Annotated in this window: 18 protein-coding genes and 1 pseudogene; 6 read left to right on the plus strand and 13 right to left on the minus strand. The window is 51.2% G+C overall.

Annotated elements, in window-relative coordinates:
- Nucleotides 1-13: 13 nt before the first annotated feature.
- Nucleotides 14-1,126, plus strand: a complete 1,113-nt coding sequence (locus tag NP77_RS02160; RefSeq protein ID WP_039658850.1) for an FAD-binding oxidoreductase — start codon at nt 14-16, stop codon at nt 1,124-1,126.
- A gap of 33 nt (nt 1,127-1,159) precedes the next feature.
- On the opposite strand, the gene NP77_RS02165 is transcribed toward NP77_RS02160, so the two are convergent.
- The gene (locus NP77_RS02165) at nt 1,160-1,675 is read right to left on the minus strand and encodes an RcnB family protein (protein ID WP_039658853.1); all 516 of its coding nucleotides are present in this window, start codon (nt 1,673-1,675) and stop codon (nt 1,160-1,162) included.
- Nucleotides 1,676-1,801: 126 nt separating this feature from the next.
- Nucleotides 1,802-3,055, minus strand: coding sequence for a serine hydrolase (locus tag NP77_RS02170; RefSeq protein WP_039658855.1), 1,254 nt, complete (start codon nt 3,053-3,055; stop codon nt 1,802-1,804).
- A gap of 241 nt (nt 3,056-3,296) precedes the next feature.
- Here NP77_RS02170 and NP77_RS02175 point away from each other — a divergent pair, with 241 nt between their 5' ends.
- Entirely contained in the window at nt 3,297-3,965 is a 669-nt protein-coding gene (locus tag NP77_RS02175) for a YecA family protein (RefSeq protein WP_003850904.1), read from the plus strand.
- Nucleotides 3,966-4,176: 211 nt separating this feature from the next.
- On the opposite strand, the gene NP77_RS02180 is transcribed toward NP77_RS02175, so the two are convergent.
- Genes NP77_RS02180 through NP77_RS02190 form a run of 3 tightly spaced genes read right to left on the minus strand, consistent with a single transcriptional unit; the run spans nt 4,177 to nt 5,467 of the window.
- The gene (locus NP77_RS02180) at nt 4,177-4,668 is read right to left on the minus strand and encodes a type VI secretion system tube protein Hcp (protein WP_039658857.1); all 492 of its coding nucleotides are present in this window, start codon (nt 4,666-4,668) and stop codon (nt 4,177-4,179) included.
- Between the two features lie 20 nt (nt 4,669-4,688).
- Nucleotides 4,689-5,015, minus strand: coding sequence for a DUF1493 family protein (locus NP77_RS02185; RefSeq protein WP_039658858.1), 327 nt, complete (start codon nt 5,013-5,015; stop codon nt 4,689-4,691).
- Nucleotides 5,009-5,467, minus strand: a complete 459-nt coding sequence (locus NP77_RS02190) for an STM2901 family protein (RefSeq protein WP_039658860.1) — start codon at nt 5,465-5,467, stop codon at nt 5,009-5,011. The genes NP77_RS02185 and NP77_RS02190 overlap by 7 nt, the downstream gene beginning before the upstream one ends.
- Nucleotides 5,468-5,998: 531 nt before the next feature.
- On the opposite strand from NP77_RS02190, the gene NP77_RS02200 reads away from it, so the two are divergent.
- The 4 genes from NP77_RS02200 (at nt 5,999) to NP77_RS02215 (ending at nt 10,365) form a co-directional block, all read left to right on the plus strand.
- A complete protein-coding gene (locus tag NP77_RS02200; RefSeq protein ID WP_231572313.1) occupies nt 5,999-7,477 on the plus strand; it encodes a transcription antiterminator in 1,479 nt (492 codons plus the stop codon).
- Between the two features lie 15 nt (nt 7,478-7,492).
- A complete protein-coding gene (locus tag NP77_RS02205; protein WP_050556834.1) occupies nt 7,493-7,966 on the plus strand; it encodes a PTS sugar transporter subunit IIA in 474 nt (157 codons plus the stop codon).
- Between the two features lie 108 nt (nt 7,967-8,074).
- Complete coding sequence (locus tag NP77_RS02210) at nt 8,075-9,499, plus strand: PTS fructose transporter subunit IIC (protein WP_039658864.1); 1,425 nt, start codon at nt 8,075-8,077, stop codon at nt 9,497-9,499.
- Nucleotides 9,500-9,504: 5 nt separating this feature from the next.
- Nucleotides 9,505-10,365: a ketose-bisphosphate aldolase gene (locus NP77_RS02215; RefSeq protein WP_039658865.1), complete on the plus strand. Its 861-nt coding sequence runs from the start codon at nt 9,505-9,507 to the stop codon at nt 10,363-10,365.
- Nucleotides 10,366-10,487: 122 nt separating this feature from the next.
- On the opposite strand, the gene NP77_RS02220 is transcribed toward NP77_RS02215, so the two are convergent.
- The 8 genes and pseudogenes from NP77_RS02220 to NP77_RS23260 all read right to left on the minus strand — a co-directional run.
- Nucleotides 10,488-11,072 carry a DJ-1/PfpI family protein gene (locus NP77_RS02220; protein ID WP_039658867.1) on the minus strand — a complete coding sequence of 195 codons (585 nt, stop codon included), beginning with the start codon at nt 11,070-11,072 and terminating at the stop codon, nt 10,488-10,490.
- 290 nt (nt 11,073-11,362) lie between these two features.
- Nucleotides 11,363-12,181 carry a CDP-diacylglycerol diphosphatase gene (locus NP77_RS02225; protein ID WP_082040825.1) on the minus strand — a complete coding sequence of 273 codons (819 nt, stop codon included), beginning with the start codon at nt 12,179-12,181 and terminating at the stop codon, nt 11,363-11,365.
- A 60-nt stretch (nt 12,182-12,241) separates the two neighbouring features.
- The gene (locus NP77_RS02230) at nt 12,242-12,550 is read right to left on the minus strand and encodes a contact-dependent growth inhibition system immunity protein (protein ID WP_003850923.1); all 309 of its coding nucleotides are present in this window, start codon (nt 12,548-12,550) and stop codon (nt 12,242-12,244) included.
- An 18-nt stretch (nt 12,551-12,568) separates the two neighbouring features.
- On the minus strand, nt 12,569-12,994 hold the full coding sequence (locus tag NP77_RS02235; protein ID WP_039658869.1) for a hypothetical protein: 426 nt from the start codon (nt 12,992-12,994) through the stop codon (nt 12,569-12,571).
- A complete protein-coding gene (locus NP77_RS02240) occupies nt 12,991-13,692 on the minus strand; it encodes a hypothetical protein (protein ID WP_039658871.1) in 702 nt (233 codons plus the stop codon). Before NP77_RS02240 ends, NP77_RS02235 begins: the two co-directional genes overlap by 4 nt.
- A gap of 154 nt (nt 13,693-13,846) precedes the next feature.
- Nucleotides 13,847-14,203: a putative T6SS immunity periplasmic lipoprotein gene (locus NP77_RS02245; protein ID WP_039658872.1), complete on the minus strand. Its 357-nt coding sequence runs from the start codon at nt 14,201-14,203 to the stop codon at nt 13,847-13,849.
- A 566-nt stretch (nt 14,204-14,769) separates the two neighbouring features.
- Nucleotides 14,770-15,099, minus strand: coding sequence for an endoribonuclease SymE (gene symE, locus NP77_RS02250; protein WP_039658875.1), 330 nt, complete (start codon nt 15,097-15,099; stop codon nt 14,770-14,772).
- 259 nt (nt 15,100-15,358) lie between these two features.
- Nucleotides 15,359-15,489, minus strand: a pseudogene (locus NP77_RS23260) (restriction endonuclease subunit S); the annotation flags it as partial.
- Nucleotides 15,490-15,591: the final 102 nt, after the last annotated feature.

The following is a 15,591-nucleotide window of genomic DNA, read 5'->3' on the forward strand; positions in this document are numbered from 1 at the left end:
AAGGAACCTGATAATGGCAGTAAAAACTGAAATGAACGTGGTGGTACTGGGTGGTGGCGTCATCGGTGTGTCGACGGCGCTGGAGCTGACAAAACGCGGTGCCACCGTCACACTGGTGACCGAAGCCGCGCTCTGTTCCGGGGCATCGGGACGCTCGCTGTCGTGGCTTAACTCGGCGGGTGAACGCTCCTTGCCCTATCACGCGCTGCGTATGGCGGGCATTGATCGCTATCGCACCTTATTTGCTCAGCATCCTGACCTCGACTGGCTGCGTTTTGATGGCGGGGTCTGTTGGTTTAGCGACGATGAGGCCGGAACGCAGGCGCGGCATGCCTATGAAAAAGCACACGGCTACGACTCACAGCTAATAACCGCGGATACCGTGGCGCAGGCAGATGCGACGATCGATCCCGATGCGCTGCCGTCACAGGCGATATTCAATCCCGGTGAAGGCTGGGTCAGCCTGCCACACCTGACCGATTATCTGGTGAATCAGTTCCGGGCGCGCGGGGGTGAAGTGATAGAGCACGCCGGTAAAACCAGTGTGATCACCGGGCATGGCCGTGCCTGCGGCATCCGCAATGATCTGGGAGAACTGCGGGCTGATGCGGTGGTAGTCGCCTGCGGCCCCTGGACACCGGATGTGGTTGCACCACTGGGCGTATCGATCCCCAACGGATCGCCCGTCTCAATGCTGGTGATCACTGAACCAAGCCAACATGAACTCAAAGCGGTGCTGAACACGCCACGCGCCGCTATCCGGCCCAACCCTGGCAACCGTTACGCTCTGGATCATGACTGGTATGAGGAAGATATCCAGCCACTGGCCGGAGGCGATTACCATATTGATAAGCAGGTGGTGGCGAAGCTGGCGGACGAAGCGAGCAGGCTATTACGTGGCAGCGAGTCGCTCAGCGTCCAGAGCTGGAAAATTGGCCTGAAGCCGATTCCCGGTGATGGCGATCCGGTGCTGGGCCAACTGCAGAAGGTGCCGGGCTGTTTTGTCGCGTTCACGCATTCGGGCGCAACGCTGGCGCTGATTGTCGGAGAATTACTGGCGGAAGAGATCGTAAGCGGTGAGAAGCATCCGATGCTGGCGAGCTTTGGTGCGGAGCGTTTCAGCTAAAAAAAGCCGGTCATTGCGACCGGCTGATTTTATTTAGCCACGGAAGAAGATATCGCCTGATTTACCCATGACGATTTTGCCGGTGTCATTGGTAATAAGAATGTAGTTGGCGTTGATATAGGCCCAGTGGGTATTTGCCTGCGGGGCGGGCAGATTACGCTTTTGCCACTCGGTGATGGTGTACGTTTTATCGGTGTACTTCTCTGGCACGATGTCACCGATTTTGTACTCTTTGTAGTCGATGATGATGGTGCTGAGTTCGTAATTAGGGCGTGCGCCGTTGGACGGTGCCGGAGAAGTCGGCGTCGTCGGCGTAATGCCATCATTAGATTGTGAGCTGGTCTGTGGCTGGTTTTGTGCGGCACCGGCGTCCGGCTGAACGCTGCCCGTATCAGGCGTAGCGGGCTTGGCACCCGGGTTTGCAGGCTGAATCTGCGGTGGTGGCGGAACGCTATCCGTTGCTTCGCCAGCAGCCTGTACAGCGGGGATCAGGCTCAGTGAGCCAACCAGTAATCCCATTGATAAAAGTACACGTTGAGTCCTGCGCATAATGATTTCCACGTTGAATTTTGACAGTCAGGCTAAAATTTATCGCACTTCAGTTCCGGTACGCTAATGCTATGTGTAAGGCAAAACAGCGCGATTCACTTTACTGCGCACAGCTCAGGTAACGGATCACTGTACGACCACTTTATCCTGAGTTGCCAAATCGACCAACAACGCAATGCCTAAATAGTTGCTCCAGTTAAAGCCGTTCTGCAGCACCACGATCGCATTGCCGTTACGTTTGTCGTAGCCGATAAAACTGGCGTAACCGCCGATATAGCCCACCTGATAGGTGATCTGCTGACCTTCAATCGTGTCGGTAACCCAGGCGATGTTTTGCGCCTGTGTACCCTGCTGATACCATGCGCGGTTCACCGCCATAAACGCCCGACCCCGCGCCGTATCATCGGTGGCATCAAGATGTGCGCGCAAATAAGCACTCAGGTCACGCGCATTACTGTAGAGACTGGCCGCCGCCACCATATTGCCGCGAAAATGCCAGTCGGGCGTCAGCGAGCCACGGCGGATAAATTTTGGCTGATCGCCTGCATGGCCCAGCGCACGCAGCGGATAGCCCGACAGTGTTTCCGGCACAAAACTGCTCTGGTCCATCTTTAACGGCGTGAAGATCAGCTGTGACGCCAGCGTCTGAATGTCCTGATGAAAACGGGTGCGCACAATAAAACCGATCAGCGCATAGCCAAGGTTGGAGTAGTGTGGCATGCGTTCCGGAGGTGCTGAAAAATCCGCCAGATAACTCAGCAGTTTGTCGCTGTCGAGATTAATATAAAAGTTTTCGCCCGTATCCAGATAACGAACGAACTGCAGCAGCATCGGCAAATCCATATCCTGACGCGGCAGACCGGAGGTGTGCGTCACAAGTTGCAGCAGAGTGATACGGCGCGCATCAGCACTAAGGTGAACCTCTTTCGGTAGCAGGTCGGCCAGCGTGTCACTCCAGCGCAGCTTACCCTGTTCAACCAGCTGGATAATCACTTCAGCCGTCACGCCTTTACTCAGCGATCCCAGCGCAAACAGGGTATCGGGCGTGACAGGATAGCGATGCACCCTGTCAGTGACGCCAAACGGGTAATAGCGGGTCGGGCCGCCGTGATGAATAACGGCAATGCTGATGCCGGGAACCTGCTTCTGCTGCATGTAGTGATGCACGATGTCATCGACATTTTCGTGAAAGGTGGCGTGGGTCAGATAAACGCGGTCGCCCACCGGGGCGGAGGTTTGCGACAGGGTTCCGCAGCCCGCCAGCAGGAAGATCATGACTGGCATAAATCGCATTATGACTCTGCCGATCCCGTGGCTGCTATCGGCCGGCCGTGCGAGGTATACAGCTAAAGCCTGGCTGCCGGAAAATCCATTTTTCATTTAATAATCATCAGGTTAATTTTATTTACTACGCAGCAGCCTCTCTGTAGCGCAAAAATGTACCACAAAGTGCAGCAGGCTATCGCCTGCATAATGGGGTCAAAATGGTGTTAAACGCGGTTTAACCTCATGCCAGCGCCGGACAGGGTTAGCTGTGTTGAACGCCCACAAGGGTGTACACTGCTGCGGTTTTAAGGCTCAACGCCGCGCTGAAATTTTCACATGCCCGGGAGGCAACCGCATGAAAGAAGGCCCACTGTCCGAGAAAGAGCTGCAATGGCTGGAAGATATGCTGGAAAAATATGGCAGCGAAGCGTCGATTATTGATGTCTCCGAGCTGGATGGTCTGCTGACTGCCGTTCTCTCCGGCCCCACTACCGTTGAACCCAGCCAGTGGCTGGTGGCCCTTTGGGGCGGCGAGAAGCAGATTCCAAAATGGAGCAACGAGCGTGAAATGACGCGCTTTATGTCGCTGTGCTTCCAGCATATGAATGATGTGGCTGATCGTTTATCTGAGTTCCCGGAGCAGTTTGAACCGCTGTTTGGCATCCGCGAGATGGAAGGTCTGGAATTTACCGTGGTGGAAGAGTGGTGCTTCGGTTACATGCGCGGTGTCGCGCTGACCGACTGGTCTGCCCTGCCTGCGGATCTGCAGCCTGCGCTGGACGCTATCGCTCTGCACGGCGTGGAAGAGAATCTCGAAAAGATCGACGCCATGACGCCAGACGAAATGGAAGCCAGCATTGAGGCGATCCGCCCTGCCGCCCTGGCGCTGCACGATCACTGGATCTCTCAGCCGGAAGCGATTCCCGTGCCTCAGAAACCGGTCGCGGCAGAGAAACTGCCTGGCCGCAACGATCCCTGCCCGTGCGGCAGCGGCAAAAAATATAAGCAGTGCTGTCTGCATTGATCGATCAGGCTGCATTCTGATCTGCCGGCTGGAAAGTCTGCCCGGCAGGTTTGAACTGCCCTTTATTCTTTATTTTGGTCGCCTGACTGGCAAAAATCCGGCTGGAGTGGTTGAAGATAATTTCATGACCCGGCTAAAGCCGTTTTTTTCTGGTTGATGTGTTAAGCCTGTTTTATGCAGGCTTTTAGATTTCAGTGACAGCAACAGAGGTTTATGCTGTCGCTGTGGGCCGCTCATTCCACGCATCATGCGCTAACAGATTACCGTCTTTATACAAGTGAGTGATCTTCTCGTAGTTCAGTGCCACCTCTTCCAGATGACCTGTGCCGGGGCAACCGCGCGTGTCATACATGACAGGACTGACTGAGATAACTTTCACATTCTCCAGGGAGATGCGGTAGTATTCAACTTCCTGCCCGGCATCATTAATGTGATAAAAACTGAACTCCGCTGACTTTAGCGTCTGACCTGTTGCAGCAGCTTTAAACAAATAAGGCGAAGCACTATCAAGCTCCTTGCTGAACTGAAATGGGGAATGCTGACGTGTTCCTGTCACCTTTCCAGTCATCGGGTCCGTTGGAATCATCAGATTATGCTGTAGACTCCTCAATTCGATACTTACTTCCCGGTCTTCAACGTCTGAAGAACCGCGAATTCTGGCACCGCCATCATCCTTTAAAAATAAGTGTACAGGTACAGCCATTTCATGCTCCTTGTTAGTGATTAGTCATATAACCATCTACCGGCTTTAGCTGATTCAATCAGCATTTCGATAGTGAAAGCCGGAACATCGACAATCTGTTTACTAAAGGGATTCCATGAGAACTTAACTTCCGGATAGTACGTTTCAAGCCTGAATTTTCCTCGCTCAACACCAAACGTCCTGAAAAATTCGTCAGTTAGCTCTTCAGCGTCATCAACATCAAGTTTCACATCAAAATGAAGGCTGGAATGGGCTGTATAAGTGTCATGTTTCTTTTTTCTGAACATATAAACACCGCTATAGCGAGTAACAAGGGCAATAACATCCTTTTCAATATCATCTACCATAATTTGTCATTACCTCGTGCGATAACGTTATAGTCGCGTACTGAGCAAAACGTTATTTGCGTTACATCAGCAATCAGGATGACCTCTCCTATAAGGGGAATCGTTCGACCAACGAATGTACTGACTTTCCTTACCATTCTGCGTTTTACTGTCCAGGGTGTGTAACCGCCGATCCATGTTGGCATTTTAATACCAAATGGAAACATCCTATTCCCGAGCAGGCCTCTTATTTTTTTAGAGACGCGTGAAGTCCCAGGAATAGCATCACCTGGTTTGGCTCGTGTAACCTGATTGTTGACCCCACTAAATAGTGCAGCAACTGCCGCTATATCTTTAACTCCGAACTGATTGGCAGTATTGATGACGAAAATCATGAAAAAGAGCTCAGAGGCTGTCAGATTAGATCGTCCTGCATAGAAGTATGTTCCGTTAAGTTCCTCAACTGTATCCATTCCACAATTCCTTGTGAACTCTGTGTGAGAAGTCATCATAGTGTCTGCTTTTCACGCGATCCTTGATCTCATCACCTGGTTTAGCTTACTCGCTTCTCATCAGATGTTGCTGGTCACGCCCAAACTGGACTCTGGAAGTGCGCCTTACTGCTGAGCCTGTGCAGAATGAGGAGCCTGTTCTCATCGGACAGTTGACCGCTGACTCTTTATTGACGATCCAAAACGTGGAGACGTGCTCCGGAGCCACATTCCCCGGCATGGTGATTCAATATCCCGTACAGGGGCCATCTGGATATCAGCGACCGCCAGCCCGCAAAATCTGGCTTGATCTCGTTTGGTTATTCATCCACCTCATCCCCAGTTATTTCAAAAATACCTCTTCAGGTGGTCAGCCTGCCCACTCTGTTGTGGCCATGTTTTAATATTTACATGGCTGAGGGCCTTTGTTTAGATGATAACTGACACCTCGAATAACAAATTAAGCGGAACCTGATGATGATGAAGGCGCTGACTGAGCGGCAACTGACGATTATGCGACAGCTTATTTCTCATAACAGTTACGTGAGCCTGCAATTTATTTCTGAAAAAACAGCCATCACCAGCCGAACCTTACGCCGCGACATCGCTGACATTAATGAAAAACTGGCTGACTTGGGGATCAATATCAGCGGAAAAAGTGGGAGAGGGATCACAATTAAATTCTCTGATGCCCAGGCAGAAATAGCTGCGCGCCGGATTTTTTCAACCGAGGTGGATGATTTCAGCAGCAACTTCAGAATGCTAAAAATAGCATCGGATTTATTAATGCTTTCACCAAAAAGTTCATCCATTAGCGAGCTCGCGGATAAATACTTTATCAGCCGTGCGTCGATAGTGAATGATTTAAAAACACTGGAAGTCTGGTTGCATCAGTTTAATTTAACGTTATTGAAAAGTCGCGTCGGCACCAGTATCAAAGGTAGTGACCAGAATATTCGCATGGCGATGAAAGCGCTGGTATTAAAATCGATTTATAACCGTCAGGACATGATGGAAAGCCGCCTGGATGAAAGCACGCTGCAGGAGCTTTCAGAGAAATTTGGTCAGCAGGCTGTCCATTTTACCCTGCAACTCATCAATTTTATTGAACAGCAACTGCACTATACGATTAGCGATCCTTACTACATTAATTTGTTTACCCACATTCTGGTGCTGATTCACCGCAGTCACTCGCCGATGCCCAGGACCGACGCGCGCGCAGTGACCATGAGCAGGGTCAGCGATCATCACGCCTGGCAGGTTTCGCTGGCGGTGGTAGAGCGCATCGAGACCGCCTGTAACACGGTGCTGGTGGCTGAGGAGTCTCACTCTATCTATCAATATCTTGTCTCCTCCGGTAAAGCGGGCGGTGAAGTGCCACTACAGGATAAGTCGCTGATTTCGGAACGTGAAATCCGCTTTGCACAGGCGCTGATTAGCCGGGTGGCGCAGCGCATCAACATTGAAATCACGACCGACCAGAACCTGCAGGCGTCGTTGTCCTCGCATATCAAGCCGATGCTGAACCGTCTGAGATATCACATCCGGATTAAAAATCCGCTGCTGCATGATATCCAGACCGAGCTGGGAACAGTGTTTGCCGCCGTCAAAGCGGTGATCAACCAACTGACGCAGGAGTACAGCCTGGATGAAATCAGTGACGATGAGGTGGCGTACCTGACGGTGCATATCCAGGCGGCTATCGAAAACAGCATCAAAGTTAAGCGGGTACTGCTGGTCTGCTCCAGCGGTCTGGGCACGTCGCAGCTGCTTTACGGGCGGATTATCCGCGCCTTTCCCGACTGGAAGATCATCGACATCGTACCTGGAAAAAATATCGCGGACTCCCTGAAACGCCATGAGTGTGATGTGGTGATCTCTACTATCCGGCTGGAGCCGCTGGAAAAACCGGTGGTTTATGTTTCAGCCCTGTTTTCGGCGAAAGATATCGCAAGAGTCACAGAGTGTCTGGTATCGAATTCAATTAATTAATAATGGAGAAGTAACATGACAACAGCCGTGGCGATTAATGAAGTGCTGAAAGAAGAGTGCATTATTCTCGATGTCGATTGCCAGACGAAAGAGCAGATTATTTCTCAGCTGACTGACCTGCTCTGCCAGACCGGCGCGGTGACCGATAAAGCAGCGTTTCTGAAGGATGTTTATCTGCGTGAAGAATTAGGCTCTACCGGATTTGAAAATCATATTGCGATTCCGCACGGTAAATCTGCTGCCGTCGCAAAAACCCGGATTGCCGTGGGCCGTTTACGCCGCGATATTCCATGGGAAACCATTGATGGCACCAGTGTTCGTTTAGTGATTCTTTTCGCGGTAAAAGAGTCTGATAAAGATGTCGGCCATATCAAAATGCTCGCCAGAATATCTATTGCGCTGGGCGATGAAGATGTCGTCGAACAGTTACTGACTGTCCCGCATCGTGAAGAGATGTTTCATTTGCTGTTATCCCGATCGGGAGCCTGAATAAACCGGAGAGTGTAATGAGATAAAAAGCTTAAGGAGGTATTCCAGGTTGTAGCCATTCCTTCAGACCGAAAAACATAAATATAAAATTTTCACTGGAGAACGTTTATGAACATTATTGCCATTACCGCCTGTCCTACAGGTGTCGCCCACACCTACCTGGCCGAAAGTAATTTGAAAAAAGCGGCTAAAAAACTGGGCCTGAATGTATTAGTTGAAACACATGGCGCGATTGAAAGTGAATATATTTTCAGCGACGACGATATTCATCGGGCCGACGTGGTGTTAATTGCCGCGGATAAGAAAGTAGAGATGGCGCGCTTCCAGCACAAAAACGTGATTGAGGTGCCCGTCACCCGAGCCGCAAAAGATGCCGAAGGCCTGTTAAACGCCATCGTGAACGGTGAGCTGGCTCCCCGCCTGGTGGATTCAGCATCGCAGACGAATGCGTCTGAACCGGCTAACAGTGCCCGTGAAACGTCAGGTTCCCGCTCCTGGATGTCTGAGATTTATGTGCATCTGATCACCGGTGTAAACCTGATGATTCCGTTTGTCGTGGCGGGCGGCATTCTGATCGCCCTAAGCTTTTCATTCGGGATTACCGCGGCCACACCAGGGGACGCGAATTTCAGCCCGATAGCGAAGATGCTCTCTGATATCGGCGGCGGTTCCGCCTTTGCCCTGATGCTGCCGATTCTGGCACTGGGGATCAGCCAGTCGATCAGCGGCAAAGCGGGCATCGTGGCGGGTGCCGTGGGCGGGATGATGGCGATTCACACCGGTTCCGGCTTCCTCGGCGCGCTGATTGCCGGCTTCCTGGGCGGATATATCACGCTGTTGATCAATAACCATATTCACCTGCCTAAAGCCGTCGCCGGCCTGAAACCGATTTTGATTGTGCCGCTGCTGAGTGTGCTGCTGACCGGTGCACTGATGGCGCTGTTGATTGGTGAGCCGATTAAAATGCTGCTCGGCTGGCTGACCGACTTCCTGAGTTCTCTGGGTAACGCTAACGCCGCCCTCCTCGGCCTGCTGTTCGGCATGATGGTGGCCTTTGATATGGGCGGTCCGCTAAATAAAACCGTCTGTATGTTTGCGATTGGACTGATGTCGAGCGGGATCTACGGACCGATCGCGGCCTGTATGGCGGCGGGCATGGTGCCGCCGCTGGGTATCGCGCTGGCGACCACCCTCTTCCGCCGTAAGTTTACCGAACAGGAGCGCGAGACCGGCAAAGTCACCTACATACTCGGCCTTTCATTCATTACCGAAGGCGCGATCCCTTACGCGGTTGCCGATCCGTTGCGCGTCATCCCGGCCATTGTGGCGGGTTCCGGCCTCGCAGGCGCCCTGTCGATGATGCTGGGTTGCGCTTCCCGCGCCCCGCATGGCGGCATTTTCGTCATCTTCATTCCTAACGTGATCAGCCATGTCATGGCTTATCTGTTTGCGATCGCTGCAGGCAGTCTGCTGACAGCGCTGATCCTGCTGTTTCTGAAAAAAGATATCTCCGTTCCTGAACAACAAGGATAAAACCTATGCTTTACAACATGAAAGACTTGCTCAGCGTTGCACAACAGCATCAGTTTGGTGTCGGTGCATTCAACATCGCCAGCGCGGAATTTGGACGGGTGGCGGTTGAGACTGCCGAGAGACTCGATTCACCGCTGATTCTGGAGATCCATCCTGAGGAGATGGCCTTCACCGGCCCGGAGTTTATCGGTTATCTGCGGACGCTGGCGATTCAGGCGCGGGTGCCGGTGGTAATCCATCTGGACCATGGCCGCTCGCTGGAAGAGGTGATGAAAGCGATCTACGCCGGTTTTACCTCTGTAATGATTGACGCCTCGTCTCACCCTTTTGAGCAGAACATTGCGCTGACGAAGAAGATTGTCGAGATAGCGCACACGATTAATGTTTCCGTGGAAGCGGAGCTGGGCACCATCGGTGTGGCGGAAGGCAGCGGTGAAGGCGGCAGTAACGAGATTCTGTATACCGATCCGCAGCAGGCAGAGACCTTTGTGCGCGAGACCGGCACCGATACGCTGGCCGTCGCCATCGGCACCTCGCATGGCCTCTATCCCAAAGGGAAGCAGCCGAAGCTGGATATCGAACGTCTGCAGCAGATCCGTAAGGTGGTGGATATCCCGCTGGTGCTGCATGGCGGGTCAGGCAACAAAGACAGCGAGGTCGCGGAATCCATTCTTTATGGCGTCGGTAAAATCAATATCTCCAGCGATATGAAGAAGGCCTTCTTCGTGGCGCTGGAACAGGAACTGAAACAGGGTGGACACGAGCCTAATTCACTCTTCGTTAAACCGATGCAGGCGGCAGGTGAAGTGGTCGCGGCGAAGATGGCGCTGTTTAATTCGGTGGGGAAAGCGGCGCTGTATCGGTAAGCCAGTCGCCAATGACTAGTGGAACACGGCTGCGATTCAAAGAGACACTGAGGATTCGGTGTCTCTTTTGCTGCTATCACAACACTCAGCGCTCTGTGCGGCTGACTAAAATTCAGGGGCGTTTAGCGAAGCGACCTCTTCAGCCACGGACGGTAATAAATGTGTTCAGCCTGGAAATCGACCGCGCCTTTATTACCGGTGAGACGCTGAGCCAGCGTTAATGCAAAATCGAAGGCGACACCCAGCCCCCGGCCACTGAGCAGATTGCCATCCTCCACCACATCCTCCATTACATACTCGCCATCTTTGACCTCCAGCCCCAGCTCGCCTGAACAGGTATAGCGACGGCCTTTCAGAAGGTTATTGCCACCCAGCACCCGGGCGGCGGCAGAGCAGATAGGCGCAATCAACATACCGGCTTCATCATGCCGCTGAATTAAGGCAGCAACAGCAGAGCTGGCGGCCAGGTTCTTAGAACCTTCAGGCCCGCCCGGCATGATCAGCGCATCGAATAAATGTGCGTCCGCTAATTCTTCAATCAGCGTATCTGTTTTAATGACAGCACCGTGGTAACTGACGATCTCGCGCTGAGGCTGACAGGCAACGGTGGTGACAGTGATGCCCAGCCGGCTGAGGATATCGAGAGTAATAAACGCTTCTGCTTCTTCAAATCCTGTGGCCAGGAGTAATGCTGCATTTTTGGACATATTGCCTCCGATGATTTTCAATAAATGAAACACCGTTTCATTTTAATGGCATTCTACCAGAAGTTTTCCGCTGTCGATGACTCTGTTTAAAAAAGGGAGGGTTTACAGCGTGTGCATGACAGGATGCCACTGGCAGCGCGCGGGGCCGCTGGTCTTTATTCATGCGTGAGCCATGAGCTGGTTTTTCTGCGCGGGTGATCTCGTCCTCTTCAGCCGGGTTCATGCTATCAGAGGGCTTAATTACAGCAGTGCGGTTGGGTTGGTTGAAGGTTCAGGGTGATGAAGATTGGTTACTCCCTGACTGAAACGTCAGCCGGCGGCGCTGAAAGAATAGCGCAGCGTTTATCCAGTAGCGACTCAACGGATGCCCGATTGCCCTTATCCCAGCCGCGCCGGGTGGTTAGCAGGATAAATCCTTTTTCTCCCGAGAACGTCGTGGGGATGAGCGCCACACCAGACTCCGCAAGCTGCGGCGGCGACAGATGGAAATGGTCTGCCACGGAGGAGACAGGATAGATCCCCATCGCCGTGGGCTGTATAACGCGTCGGGCATAGTAGGTGTGATTCAGCAAACGGTCGGGCAAGGGTCGCCAGTCATTATTAATATAGGGGCGCTCGGCCTGAAGCTGGCGATAGACATCCTCCCGCAGGCAGGTCAGATGAATATGCAGTTGATTCTGGCTGCGGCCATAAGCGGAGTTCAGCGCCATGCCGAGCCGCTCCTCCGGCACTTCAGCCCCATAAGCCGCCATCAGACGATAACGCATCAACCAGGCGTAACCGAAATAATCGGGACGTCCGGGCAGCGTCAGCGCAATGCTCTCAATGCCGGACATCGCCACCGTGGGCACCAGAATAAAGTGCAGCCTGTGGCGAGGATTCTGGATGATGCTGTAGCCCTGTGTGGCGTCCTGCGGAAGATAGACTTGCTGGCAGGGAGCCGGATCGCGACGGTAGTGATAGTTATTCATGCAGAAGTCATGCGTGACCGTCCAAAGCGCGTCAGACTGGGCGCATCCTGTCAGCAGCAGCGCGATGACCAGTAGCAGAGACCGGCATCGCCATAACCATTTCCCGTTTAGTGGATTCCGTCCGCTCAGGAGACTCAATGCAGGTATAACCTCATCAGCAAGGGTTTGTATTAGGGAAGTGTTTAGCTGAATGGCAAATCAGCATTCAGAAAGAGATGCACTAACCTTTTGCTTCAAAAGCTTCAGGAATTCTGCAGGCGTCGTTTCCCATAAATCTGTAGAAAATTCCGCGCCATAGCAGCTTTCGAAATCCTGCTCCAGATTGTCAGTCTCCCTCATAAATTGTTCAATATCACCTATCAAGCCATGCCGGGAGGCGGGAGTAGAATCTGCAATCCATGCGTTGATTTGAGCATCTACACTTTCACCACTACCGAACAGGTCATAATCCTGTCCAAAATAGATGGCGATAAGGCTATCCAGTCCGGCTATGTTAATGTTTTTCAAAGTCGTAACCTCGGCGACTCAATTATTCAGAACCTTGGTCAGCTCAACCTCACGGGTTATGGGATTAAAGTATAGATAGAACTGATCCCCATCCAACTGATCAGGCCTTGCCCATATTTCCTTCTCACCCAGACTGCGCTTTTGCTTCGCGTATCCCAGCTTTTCGAGATAAGCGCGCAGCGATGCAGTATCTGCAGCTCCTTTAAATACGATGCTATTTGTAGGAGAATAACCGTCACCAGGGTGCGACTCGAAATAGAACTCGTCCGTTATACGTGGTGCTTTTTCGATATCTGAGTCTGTCAGTGTATGGTATTTAAAAAAATCGTGTTGTGTGTAAACAGTCGCCTCATTTGAGCACGCTGCAACAAACCAGACAAACAGACCGCCACAAATAAGCACGGTAGCAACCATAAGCGCGGACCACTTAAACAGGTTTTTCATTGCTTCGTCCCCATGAATGAGAGTGATGTCCCATCATTGGTAACGACCTTAACAATTCCAGATGTGAAATCGTTCCACGGCCTGAGCCAGGTCATAAAATGCGGAAGATATACTTTATACGGCTGATGTCGCAGGCATTTATCATCCGGGTCGGGAAAAAGAATCGGACGGAATCCATGATTTTTATGGGAACCGATAGCCCCATAGTAGTCCCAGCGCCGAACAGCTGAATCATAGCTGACTGGCTTGAGACGATAGCCATATCGACCCGGTATGATAGCCCGATAAAAACCAAACAGATCGGAAACCAAATCCTCACCACTGAAACCGCTGTCTGTATACCATGAGAATGAACGCAGACTTTGCAGGCTTTCGAATCTGGATGCGGTGTTCATCATCATCGCCAGCATGATTCTGTTAATCTCATCGGTGTCCCGGCCTCGCTTGATTTCCCAGTGAGAAAACTTCCCGACGCCAAACCGCGATTTGAACTTAAAAACGCCCATATCCTGCCGGTACATGACTGGATAAGATGGCTTGCTGCTACGCTCACCTTCAGCGAACTGACGCCTCAACGCAGCCACGTCATTGCCACGGGCATGGCCCATATCAATCCAGCCTAACACCTCGGTGTAAACTATGCCTCTGTCGAGTACGTCAAAGGATGCCCCATCCTTAATTTCTCTTCGGGTGCTCATACTTACATCTCCTTATGTAGTTTGCTCGTGAATGGTATAGATGATTTTTCAGACAGTCCAGCCGGGAAGCTGTTTCATTAGCCTGCTTACCATTGATTAATATTCCAGGTGTGCTGCATGCCGGTTTGGGCAACAAAGCGGGCGCTCCGCCTTCTTATTCTTTGTGATAAGAGAAATCAGCTGTGACTAGATGCGAAACTGACTTAGCAGATTGAACCTCATAGGCGAAATAGTATCGTTCTCCCGTTGTGAATTTAAATCCGAACACAGGAAGGCACTCACCTTTTGGAACATAAACAGGCTTGTCATCAAAAACCCTGTGAAAGGAGTCACTTTTATCGCTGTTGATTTGAATGGCAGTGATACTTTCTTGTGGCTCCAGTGGCGACACTACACAAACTCGATTGTCTTTGAGAAACGCCGTTGTAGATACGCGCCCCACCATTCGATCGCCAGGCCCAGGACATCCCGTTAAGAGAAATACGACACCCAGCAATATTTTGTTTTTCATGTTCAACGCTCCTTCCCTGTTACGACTTTATGGCAATGCGAGGGGCAAAAAACTACTTCACTTATTATAAAATTCGTTTTTTTTATTCATCTTCTTCTCAATCACTCTGACTATGATCTGATAACCGTTGAGGGTTACCACTGTTCTGATGACTATTAGCGTAACCCCCACAAACCTTCAATATCGCGTTGATTGTATAGCTTTGCTAACGCTGTCCAAAAATTCTGCTCTCCCTCTGTAGATTGATCTGATGGCTTTACCAGAAGGAAAGTTATTACGAGCAAGGTGACGGCGATAAGGATTCCATCCCTTGCCGGGACACGTTTCGCTTCCATTTAACACCAACTCAATTGTGCAAAAGACATTAGCCCGTTACGTAATTTTACCTGTGAGGTATAGAGTAATGTCTGCCGAATAGCCATGAAATCAGTTCGGTGTTGTAAAGTGATGTATCCTAAAGACACGCCGAGCGGCGCCGCGAAAATGCAGCCTGAAATTCCCTCGCTCTACATTATTCACCTTGATATTTAACCGCTCCCGATGCGATCTCGGGAGCGGCTTTCCATTCAAACGACTTTCTGTTTACCGGATATAACCTGAATAAACTCCTGAACCTGCTTTTGTTTCCGCGCCGACAGCTTGCATACCTGGCGCAGCGACTGCACTAGTTCGCTCTCCTGCCGGGCAGTGAGCACAATACAGCCTTCCATTACCTTTACCTCTACGGCTGTGCCAGTGACAAAGCCGGCTGCTTCCAGCCATTGTCCTTTCATAGTGATGGCGGGAATCCGGCTGTAATCCGGATAGCGGCTCGCGTAGCCAACCGTCAGCTGGCGGTTATTTGAAGGCGAGACTTCTGGTTCAGACGGTTGTGCAATAGAATGGATGTCAGTCATGATTACTATTCCCTATAAATAGTGATTGTGATTAGCGGCGCGGGTGTGTTGGCGCACATTCGCACCGCGCTAAATACCTGTATACATCATCAGTAAAGCGACAAAAAGTCCAGCTGAAAGCAGCGTGAAATAATTTTTTTATAAAATCATTTGAATATAAATATTAATATTTATCTGGCGGTAAATAATAAGGCACGCACCGGCAAGGCGCGCAATAAAATAATAATCAGGATTTTTTATGTGTTGTTTTTTTAACTATTCAGACTGTACGTTCGGATTTAATTTTTTCCAGTAATGCGGCAGCGCTGTTTTCTCCGCTGATTAATTCAGGGTCTACAGCCGCCACTGCACGGTGAGTTCCCCCTGGAATGCTTTCGCCAGGATTAGTTGTCGGGTTTATTGACGGACTGATAGTCGCGGCTTACGGCGATTCGGCGCAAACCATGGGTCCAGGTACCACGCCAGGCTTATCATTTGATCTGGCTTGATAGT

The sequence above is a fragment of the Pantoea sp. MBLJ3 genome (assembly GCF_000816655.1).
Classification (GTDB): domain Bacteria; phylum Pseudomonadota; class Gammaproteobacteria; order Enterobacterales; family Enterobacteriaceae; genus Pantoea; species Pantoea eucalypti.